This is a genomic window from Mesorhizobium sp. M7A.F.Ca.US.005.03.1.1, from assembly GCF_003997975.1.
Lineage (GTDB): Bacteria > Pseudomonadota > Alphaproteobacteria > Rhizobiales > Rhizobiaceae > Mesorhizobium > Mesorhizobium ciceri.
The window spans coordinates 58049-68099 of the sequence record NZ_RZRO01000025.1 but is presented as its reverse complement, the minus strand read 5'-3'; the positions used below and the strand labels follow the sequence as shown (position 1 = coordinate 68099).

The following is a 10051-nucleotide window of genomic DNA, read 5'->3' as shown; positions in this document are numbered from 1 at the left end:
GGCGAGAACAGCGTCGACACCGACAAGCCGATAACGCCGGAAGCCAAGCCGAAGCCCGTCGACATGACCTCGGCTCCGCCGCCCGCGCCGACCCCGATCGAAAAGCCGAAGCCCGAGGACGTGCCGAAGCCGCAGGAGAAGCCCAAGCCCACCCCGGCAACGGAAGTGGCGCCGGCGCCGACGCCCAAGGAAGAGGTCAAGCCCGAGCCGGTCAAGCAGGCCGATCCCAAGCCGACACCGGCCAAGCCGGCGCCGACCCCGCCGCCGCAGGACAAGACCGCTGCCATCGATCCGACGCCCGAGGTCAAGCCCGACGCCGTCGCTGAAGCCATAGCGCAGGAGCCGCCCGCCGAGGCGACGCAGCTGCCGGATTCCGCTCCCGCGCCGGAAGCGCGGCCGAAGCCGCAGCCGGCGCAGGCCGAAAGCGCCAAGGCGCCGGAGCGCAAGGACGCCGACAAGCCGGTCAAGGAAGCGTCGTCGAAGCCGAAATCCGATGACAAGCAATTCAACGCCGACGAGATCTCCGCGCTCCTCGACAAGCAGAAACCATCCGGCGGGGGCGCCAAGCGCTCGACCCAGCAGGCGTCGCTCGGCGGCGACAAGGACCAAGGTCAGAAGCTTTCCAGGTCCGAAATGGGTGCCCTGGAAAGCCAGCTCGGCGGCTGCTGGACCCTTCCTGTCGGCCTTGAAGGTTCCGAGAACTTCCTCGTCGTGGTGCGGTTCAACTTGGATGCATCCGGTAAGCTGGACGGGCGCCCGGCGGTCGAAAAGTCGAGCGGGAATCGCCAGTTCGACGAAAGTGCCGTTCGTGCGGTGCAAAAATGCGATGTCACCGGCCTGCAAGTTCCCGCCGGCAAGCAGGACATCTGGGCCGACGTCCGCGTCACCTTCGATCCAAGGGAGATGCTCGGCCTCTAAGGCCCTGTCATCCGAAAATCAGTACGAGAAGCGAGAAGACATGAAATCAATCCTCAAGCCGCTCCTGATGGTCGCAGCAATGGCGATGGGCATGACCGCGGCAGGCACGTTGCCGGCGCTGGCGCTCGTCGAGCTCAACGTCAACAAGGGCAACGTCGAGCCGCTGCCGATCGCCATCACGGATTTCCAGGGCGGCGACGCGCTTGGGGCGCAGATTTCGCAGATCGTCACCGCCGATTTGAAGCGTTCGGGTCTGTTCGCTCCGATCGACAAGAGCGCCTTTATCGAGAAAATCACCAACCCCGATGCAGCACCGCGCTTCGACGACTGGAAGGTGATCAACGCGCAGGCGCTGGTCACGGGCAGCGTCAGCAAGGAAGCCGACGGCCGCATCCGCGCCCAGTACCGATTGTGGGATACCTTTGCCGGCCAGCAGATGGCTGGCGAGCAGTTCTTCGCCAACGACGCCAATCAGCGGCGTGTCGCCCATATCATCGCCGACGCCATCTATGAGCGGCTGACCGGCGAAAAAGGCTATTTCGACACCCGCGTCGTCTTCATCGACGAATCCGGAGCCAAGAATGCGCGCAAGAAGCGCCTCGCGATCATGGACCAGGACGGCGCCAACGTCCGCTATCTTTCGGACGGCAGGTCGATCGTGCTGACGCCGCGTTTCTCGCCGAACCGGCAGGAAATCACCTACATGTCCTATGAAAGCGGCCAGCCGCGGGTCTATCTGCTGCAGATCGAGACCGGCCAGCGCGAACTGGTCGGCAATTTCCCCGGCATGACCTTTGCGCCGCGCTTTTCGCCCGACGGCCAGAAGGTGATCATGAGCCTGCTGCGCGACGACGGCAATTCCAACATCTTCGCCATGGACCTGCGCAGCCGCTCGACGACGCGGCTGACCAACTCGACCGCCATCGACACCTCGCCATCCTATTCGCCCGACGGCAGCAAGGTGGTGTTCACCTCCGACCGTGGCGGCCGCGCACAGATCTACGTGATGGGCGCCGACGGTTCGGGCCAGACCCGCATCTCCTTTGGCGACGGCGTCTATTCGACACCGGTCTGGTCGCCGCGCGGCGACCTGATTGCCTTCACCAAGCAGACCGGCGGCGAATTCCAGATCGGCGTCATGAAGACCGATGGATCGGGTGAGCGCATCCTCTCCTCCGGCTTCCAGCAGGAGGGACCGACCTGGGCGCCGAATGGCCGCGTGCTGATGTTCTTCCGCGATTCCGCCGGTGGCCCCAAACTGGTTTCGGTCGATCTGACCGGACGCAACGAGCAATCGATCCCGACGGCGAACTTCGCTTCGGACCCTGCCTGGTCGCCGCTGCTGGAGTAAGAGACGAACTGGGGAATTGAAGAACTGAAGAATGGAGAAGGCGGGCGGCTACATCAAGCGTGCGAAGGATCTAGAGGTTTATAAGCGCGCTTATGTGGTCTCTCTTGGCGTGCATAAAGCTACGCTCGCTTTCCCGAAAATGGAGCAATACGCACTGGCTGATCAGTTGCGCCGCTCCAGCAAGGGAATCTGCGCCAATTTGGCTGAGGGATTTGCCAAGCAGACTCACTCCAAACCCGAATTCGCGCGGTTCATTTCGATGGCAATGGGGTCATGCAGCGAAGTGGAGACGTGAATTTCCTATGCGTTCGACCTTGGATACATCAGCCAGGCACAACACGACGATTGGCTGCGATCCTATGCCCATATCTACGGCATGCTGATCAATCTGAGAGAAAAGCTGAAGTGAATTCTCTCTTCAGTTCCTCAATTCCCCAACTCTTCAATTCCTCTTTTCCATCTCTTTGTCGCGTTTTGGCCGTATTTCCGCCTAGGGTCCGCGCCAACTGTGGCTCATGGCCAATGGCTGCGGACGGGCAGCTTAAACCAAAATTTAACCGTGTTTCTTGAATGCCGGTTAACCCAAACGTGGTTACTGGGTGATCAACGAAATCACTCAAATTAGACCACTCGAATTACGAAGGAGAGGCGGCATGGGCCGTATTGCAGCACTTACCAGAAACCCGGTCATGATCGCGCTGGTGGCGATGCTCGCCATCGCCGGTTGCGCCTCGAAAAAGACGCCGAACAACGCGGCCGATCTTGGCCTTAACGGCGCCGGCGCCGCAACACCCGGATCGGCGCAGGACTTCACCGTCAACATTGGCGACCGCATCTTCTTCGATACGGACTCGACCTCGATCCGTGCCGACGCGCAGACGACGCTCTCGCGCCAGGCACAGTGGCTGAACCAGTACAAGCAGTATGCCATCGTCGTCGAAGGCCATGCCGACGAACGCGGAACGCGCGAATACAATCTGGCGCTCGGCGCCCGCCGCGCAGCCGCTACCCGTGACTTCCTTGTCGCCAAGGGCGTCTCGGCCAGCCGTCTCAAGACCATTTCCTACGGCAAGGAACGTCCGGTCGCGGTTTGCGACGACATCTCTTGCTGGTCGCAGAATCGCCGCGCGGTCACTACGCTTAGCGGCGCTGGCTCCTGAGGCATCATGGACCGGCGCGTCAAAGGACGCGTGGCCGTCTAGCGGTAAAAATGCAACATACTTGTGCGAAAGGCGGCCTTGGGGCCGCCTTTTTCATATCCGGATGCCCGAAACAAAATTTGGCCGAAGTCTCGGCTCCTGCTATGAGCCGAGGGCGCTTGGCTGGTCCCATTCTGATTGGAAGGCGCGAACAAGCTAACGAAATCACTGCGAGAGGCACATGCATTTGAGATCGGTTCTGAGCGGCACGCTTGCGCTGCTGCTCCTATCAGGCGTCACCGCCCTGGCTAGCGGCACCGGGGCGAGCGGCACAGGGCAATCAACCGACAGCGGCTTTACCTTCCATCTTCCCAGTATCGAATTGCCCGGCTTTTTTGGTCAAAAGAAGAAACCGGACCAGATTCAGCTGGTGCAGTCCGATCCTACCGCTGTCACCAGCCTGGAAGAGCAGCTGCGGCAGATGAACGGCAAGATCGAGGAACTCAATTTCCAGGTCCTGCAAATGCAGGAGCAGATCCGCAAGCAGCAGGAAGATAATGAATTCCGCTTCCAGCAGCTGGAAGGTGGCGGCACGCAAGGCGGGCAGCCGCCGGCGCAGAAGAAATCGGACGCCACCACCGGCACCGACAACAACGTGGCGGCGGCCCCGGCAACACGGGCGCCGGCCGATGCCGGCGCCGAGCCCGCCAACGATCAATCGGCAGGCGGCAAGACGGTCGATGACGTCATCGTCGAATCTCCGGATGGCGACCCCGGCAAGGTTATTCCCGGTACGGGAGCGCCGGAAAAGACCTTCGGCAGCATCACCGTCGACAAGAACGGCAATGTCATCGATGCCGGCGGCAACACACAATCGACCGCGCCGGCGCAGGATACCGCGCCAGTCGCCGGGGCGGCGCCCAAGGCCGGCAAATCCGATACGGTGGTCGCGGCGTTGCCCGCCACCAACAATCCGGAAGAGCTCTACCGCAACTCATACCAGTTCATCCTCTCGGGCGACTACGGCACCGCCGAGCAGGGTTTTCGCGACCACATCGCCCGCTTCCCCAAGGATGCGAAAGCAGCGGACGCGCATTACTGGCTGGGCGAGTCATTGCTCGGCCAGCAGAAATACCGCGATGCGGCCGAGACGTTCCTTGCCGCCAGCAAGGACTACCCCAAGGCCAAGAAAGCTCCCGACATGTTGCTGAAGCTCGGCGTGTCGCTGGTCGGCCTCAAGCAGCATGACGTTGCCTGCGCCACTTTCAGCGAGGTCGGCAAGCGCTACCCCGATATTTCCAGCGCGCTCAAGGAACGCGTCAAGCAGGAGAAGGCTCTGGCTGCCTGCTGATCCTTGTCATACATGTCGTTGTCCTGAAACCGGGATCACTTTTGGGCGACATGCATCATGCTCGACACCGAGCCGGACCTTTCGACTAACCCTTTTTCGCATATCGATTTTACCAGCGGCGCTGTTGCGGCCGTGTCCGGCGGCAGCGACTCGACCGCCCTGCTCCTTCTTCTCAAACACCATCTCGAACGTAGGGCGCCGGCAACCAGGCTGCTGGCGGTGACGATCGACCACGGTTTGCGGTCCGGTTCGGCTGCGGAAGCGCAAACAGTGGCGAAGCTGTGCGCCAGGCTCGGAATTTCACACCGCATCCTGACATGGTCGGGTCCAAAGCCATCGACCGGTCTGCCCGCCGCCGCTCGCGAGGCGCGCTACCGGCTGCTAGCCGAGGCGGCACAAGCGGAAGGCATCGGCATGATCCTCACCGGCCATACCGCCGACGACCAGGCGGAAACGGTGCTGATGCGGCACGCGCGGGACGAGGGCCAAGGCCATGCCGGAATGGCCGGCCGGGGACTTGCCGGCATGGCACCGGCCACCCTCTATGACTGGCGCATCTGGATCGTGCGGCCGCTCCTCGGCGTGCGGCGCGCGGTATTGCGCGACGTCCTGCGCCGTCAAAATGTCGGCTGGGCTGACGATCCGACCAATGTCGACGCGGCTTTCGAGCGGCCGCGTGTGCGGGCCGCACTTGCCGGCGAGAGTGTCGAGCATGTGAAGGGCATGTTGATGCTCGCGGGCCAGGCCGCCCTCGAGCGCAGGCAGCTTGGCGCCAGCGCAGCCGGTTTGATCGATGGCTTCGCCAGCCAGCCAGCCATCGGCCTCATCCGCCTCGACCCGTGCCTGCTCTCCTCCGGTGACGAGCAGGCGGCCATCTATGCGTTGCGCATCCTTCTGGCCACGACCGGCGGGATTGCCTTCGTGCCGGATCAGGCCCGCAGCGAGGCTCTGTTCGGTCGGCTGAGGGCTGGATTTCTTTGCGCCACATTGTCGCGGACGGTTGTCGATTCCCGGCGCTCCGGCATATTCCTGCGCCGCGAGGCGCGCGGACTGCCCGCCGCCGCTGCCGCCACCGGCAGCACCCTGTGGGACGGCCGCCGGCACATCACATTGAACGACAGCAGCAGCGCATTGTTGATTGCCCCGTTAGGCACGGCAGCGGCGAAACGGCTGGCGACGGGTGAAGGAAAAACCCCGTCGAGCCTGATGCGCGCCGCGCTCGCGGTCGAACCGGCGGTGTGGCAGGCCGGTGAATGCCTTGGTTTGCCTGGATATGGACTGAAGTCCGCGACGGTGGAAGCGCGGCCGGTCGTTGCCCCCTTCGGCCGCTTCCTGCCATCCTTCGACCTAGCGCTGGCGCGGGCCGTCGCCGGGCTGATTGGCGCGGCCCCGGTCCCGCCCTTGCCTTTCAGCGGCCACAGTGCCGGCTGAGGGTTGCGCGAAAGCTTAACCCAGACGTGCTGTTCTGCTTGGCAAGGGGGGACGCTCTCCCTATGTTAGGCGCAAGTTTCCTCTCATGACGCGTGTCCGCCTCGCGGACGCCAACGGGACAATTGATGAATCCGAACTATCGCAACCTCGCGCTCTGGGCGATCATAGCGGTCCTGCTCATAGCCCTGTTCAATCTGTTCCAGACGCCGCAGACGCGAGGGGCTTCCAGCGATGTGCCTTATTCGCAGTTCCTGCAGGATGTCGCGGCGGGGCGGGTCAAGACGGTGACCATTGCTGGCGCTCGTATCAGCGGCACCTACACCGACAATTCCAGCGGTTTCCAGACCTATTCGCCCGGCGATCCTTCGCTGGTCTCGCGGCTGCAGGACAAGAACGTCACCATCAATGCACGGCCTGAAACGGACGGTTCCAATTCGCTGTTCGGCTATTTGATCTCCTGGCTGCCGATGATCCTCATCCTCGGCGTCTGGATATTCTTCATGCGCCAGATGCAGTCCGGCTCCGGCCGCGCGATGGGCTTCGGCAAATCGAAGGCCAAGCTGCTCACCGAAGCGCATGGCCGCGTCACTTTCCAGGACGTTGCCGGCGTCGACGAAGCCAAGGAAGATCTGGAAGAGATCGTCGAGTTCCTGCGCGATCCGCAGAAGTTCCAGCGGCTCGGCGGCAAGATTCCGCGCGGCGTGCTGCTCGTCGGCCCTCCGGGAACCGGCAAGACGCTGCTCGCGCGCTCGGTTGCCGGCGAAGCCAATGTGCCGTTCTTCACCATTTCCGGTTCTGACTTCGTCGAGATGTTCGTCGGCGTCGGTGCAAGCCGCGTCCGCGACATGTTCGACCAGGCCAAGAAGAACGCGCCCTGCATCATCTTCATTGACGAAATCGACGCAGTCGGCCGTCATCGCGGCGCCGGCCTCGGCGGCGGCAATGACGAACGCGAGCAGACGCTGAACCAGCTGCTGGTCGAGATGGACGGTTTCGAATCCAACGAAAGCATCATCCTGATCGCTGCCACCAACCGGCCCGACGTGCTCGATCCGGCACTGCTCAGGCCAGGCCGCTTCGACCGCCAGGTCGTGGTGCCGAACCCTGACATCGTCGGCCGCGAGAAGATCCTCAAGGTGCATGTGCGCAACGTGCCGCTGGCGCCCAATGTCGACCTCAAGGTGATCGCGCGCGGCACGCCTGGCTTCTCCGGCGCCGACCTGATGAACCTCGTCAACGAATCCGCGCTGATGGCGGCACGACGCAACAAGCGCCTCGTCACCATGGCTGAATTCGAGGACGCCAAGGACAAGATCATGATGGGCGCCGAGCGCCGCTCGTCGGCCATGACGCAGGCCGAGAAGGAACTGACCGCCTACCATGAGGCCGGCCACGCCATCCTCGCGCTCAACGTGCCGTCGGCCGATCCGCTGCACAAGGCCACCATCATCCCGCGCGGCCGTGCGCTCGGCATGGTCATGCAGTTGCCCGAAGGCGACCGCTATTCGATGAGCTACAAATACATGATCTCGCGGCTCGCCATCATGATGGGCGGCCGTGTCGCCGAGGAGTTCAAGTTCGGCAAGGAGAACATCACCTCCGGAGCTTCTTCGGATATCGAGCAGGCGACCAAGCTGGCGCGTGCCATGGTCACGCGCTGGGGCTTTTCCGACAAGCTCGGCCATGTCGCCTATGGCGACAACCAGGAAGAAGTGTTCCTTGGCCATTCGGTGGCACGCACGCAGAACGTCTCGGAAGAAACGGCGCAGATCATCGACGCCGAAGTGCGCCGCCTGATCGATGAGGCCTATTCGTCGGCGAAGTCCATCCTGACCAAGAAGAAGAAGGAATGGATCGCGCTGGCGCAGGGCCTGCTGGAATACGAGACGCTGTCCGGCGAGGAGATCAAGCAGTTGATCGCCGGCCACAAGCCCGCACGCGACCTCGGCGACGATACGCCGCCAAGTCGTGGCTCGGCCGTGCCGAAGTCCGGCGGCCGCCGCAAGAAGGGTCCTGAGCCCGAAGGCGGTATGGAACCACAGCCGTCGAGCTGAGTTCGGCCACCGATTTCATCGAACGCCGCGGCTTGCTCCGCGGCGTTTTTTGTTTTTGGCATTGGGGAGGAGTTGTCCGCGACCTCGCATCTGCGACGGTGACGATTGGCGAAAGCCTAGGTGATAGCCCATCTCCCCCCCTTGCGGGGGAGATTGGCAACGTCGCCGCTGGCGTGCCCTCGAAGGCAAAAAAAAGGCCCGCGAACCCTGCGGTTCGCAGGTCTTCTCTTCTTCAGATGTCTTGTCGCTCAGCTCTTCAGCTTGGCATTGCACAGGCTGTAATAACCGCCGCCCTTCTGGATCCAGCGAAGGCCGTTCAACGTGCCCGCGTCCTTGTTGCCATGGTAGCCCTGGAGACAGGTCTTCATGCGAGCCTTCGCGGGCTTTTCGGTCTTGAACTCGGCGGCCAGCGTGGTCGGAAATGTCACGCCCGCGGGCGCTGCAGTGGGGGCGACCGCCGCGCTGGTTTCCTTTTTCGTCTGCGGCTCGGTTTTGACCGTATCCTCGCTGACACTGTCCGCTGCTGATGTCGCGCACTTCTCCTTGCGAAAAGCCGTCCAGTCCATGCCGTTCAGAGTGCCGCCTTCCTTGGCTGTTCGATAGGTCTCGCCGCATTCCTTCATCGTCAGTGCGCTTGCGGGGGCGACGCTCCAAGCGACAAATGCGGTCGCAGCCAATACCGCCAATTTCAAACCGTGCATAAGACCCTCCTGGTTGATAATAAGTTTGACGTCTTTTTGTATATGGTTTGTTCTCTATATGTTCAACCAGAATCTTTACGGACTGCCGATGAGCTTGGCGTTGGGCAGTGTAGGCGAATTGATGATGCCGGCAGCCCGGCGACATGCAGATGCGAGCAAGGCAGTGTGCGTCTTCGCGCAACAAAAAAGGCCCGCGCATCTTGCGATGCGCGGGCCTTTGTTTGGAGACTATGGCTAAGCGATCAGCTCTTCAGCTTGGCGTTGCACAGGCTGTAGAAGCCGCCGCCCTTCTGGATCCACTTCAGGCCGCCAAGCGAATTGGCGTCCTTGAGGGCATAGTACTGGTCGAGGCAGGTGTGCATACGGCCCTTTCCGGGGGTCTCGCTGGTATATTTCGGCGAGATCGCGGACGGGAAGGTGACGCCCTTGGGCGCAGCCGTCGTCGGCTTCGCCGGCTCCTTGGTGTAGCTCGCCTCGTCGGCGGCCGGCACGGTGTCGTCATCCGAGGCGGCTGCGCCGCACTCGGTCTTGCGGAAGTCGTTCCACTTCATGCCGTTCAGCGTGTTGGCCGTCTTGGCGGCCTGATACTTGGTGCTGCATTCGGCCATGCTCAGGCCCTTGCCGCCATTGTCTGCGGGAGCGGCGGGAGCCGCGGCGGCCTTGGTGGTCGCCGGCTTGGCGGCGGCAGCGGCGGATGCACCGGCGGCGCATTCGGATTTGCGGAAGTCGTTCCACTTCATGCCGTTCAGCGTGCCGGCAGCCTTCGCCGCCTGATACTTGGTGCTGCATTCCTTCGCCGTCAGGCCCTTGGCCGTGCTGTCGTCCGCCGCGGCAGCCTTCGTGGTGTTGGTCGCTTTCTTGGCATCGGCCGGCTTGGCGTCGGTCGTCGCTGTGGCGTCGGTGCCGCACTGAGCCTTGCGGAACTGGTTCCAGGTCGCTCCGGCCAGTGTCCCCGCATCCTTGGCGGCGTTATACTTCGTGCTGCACTCGGCCATCGTCAGTGCGTTGGCTGGCGCGGCCAGGAACAAGGTAGCGACGGCGAGGCCGGTCAAAGTGGCAAGTCGGTGGATGAGCATAGCGTTTCTCCGTTGCAGCAGCCCATGATA

General features: G+C 62.7%; 9 protein-coding genes. 7 read left to right on the top strand and 2 right to left on the bottom strand.

The window, feature by feature from the left end; genetic code table 11:
* The 7 genes from EN990_RS13590 to ftsH form a co-directional block, all read left to right on the top strand.
* Window positions 1–918: TonB family protein (locus EN990_RS13590; protein ID WP_127388314.1), on the top strand; the 918-nt coding region annotated here is incomplete at its 5' end.
* 40 nt (window positions 919–958) lie between these two features.
* Window positions 959–2269, top strand: a complete 1311-nt coding sequence (gene tolB, locus EN990_RS13585) for a Tol-Pal system beta propeller repeat protein TolB (RefSeq protein WP_013529148.1) — start codon at window positions 959–961, stop codon at window positions 2267–2269.
* Between the two features lie 31 nt (window positions 2270–2300).
* A complete protein-coding gene (locus EN990_RS13580; protein WP_245461043.1) occupies window positions 2301–2564 on the top strand; it encodes a four helix bundle protein in 264 nt (87 codons plus the stop codon).
* 358 nt (window positions 2565–2922) lie between these two features.
* Complete coding sequence (gene pal / locus EN990_RS13575; protein ID WP_013529149.1) at window positions 2923–3429, top strand: peptidoglycan-associated lipoprotein Pal; 507 nt, start codon at window positions 2923–2925, stop codon at window positions 3427–3429.
* Between the two features lie 220 nt (window positions 3430–3649).
* On the top strand, window positions 3650–4759 hold the full coding sequence (ybgF, locus tag EN990_RS13570; protein ID WP_127369594.1) for a tol-pal system protein YbgF: 1110 nt from the start codon (window positions 3650–3652) through the stop codon (window positions 4757–4759).
* A 57-nt stretch (window positions 4760–4816) separates the two neighbouring features.
* Window positions 4817–6190 carry a tRNA lysidine(34) synthetase TilS gene (gene tilS, locus EN990_RS13565; RefSeq protein WP_127384604.1) on the top strand — a complete coding sequence of 458 codons (1374 nt, stop codon included), beginning with the start codon at window positions 4817–4819 and terminating at the stop codon, window positions 6188–6190.
* Window positions 6191–6315: 125 nt separating this feature from the next.
* Entirely contained in the window at window positions 6316–8244 is a 1929-nt protein-coding gene (ftsH, locus tag EN990_RS13560; protein WP_013529152.1) for an ATP-dependent zinc metalloprotease FtsH, read from the top strand.
* Between the two features lie 248 nt (window positions 8245–8492).
* On the opposite strand, the gene EN990_RS13555 is transcribed toward ftsH, so the two are convergent.
* Both EN990_RS13555 and EN990_RS13550 read right to left on the bottom strand, forming a co-directional pair.
* Window positions 8493–8945: a hypothetical protein gene (locus EN990_RS13555; protein ID WP_127369729.1), complete on the bottom strand. Its 453-nt coding sequence runs from the start codon at window positions 8943–8945 to the stop codon at window positions 8493–8495.
* A gap of 242 nt (window positions 8946–9187) precedes the next feature.
* On the bottom strand, window positions 9188–10021 hold the full coding sequence (locus EN990_RS13550) for a hypothetical protein (protein ID WP_013529154.1): 834 nt from the start codon (window positions 10019–10021) through the stop codon (window positions 9188–9190).
* Window positions 10022–10051: the final 30 nt, after the last annotated feature.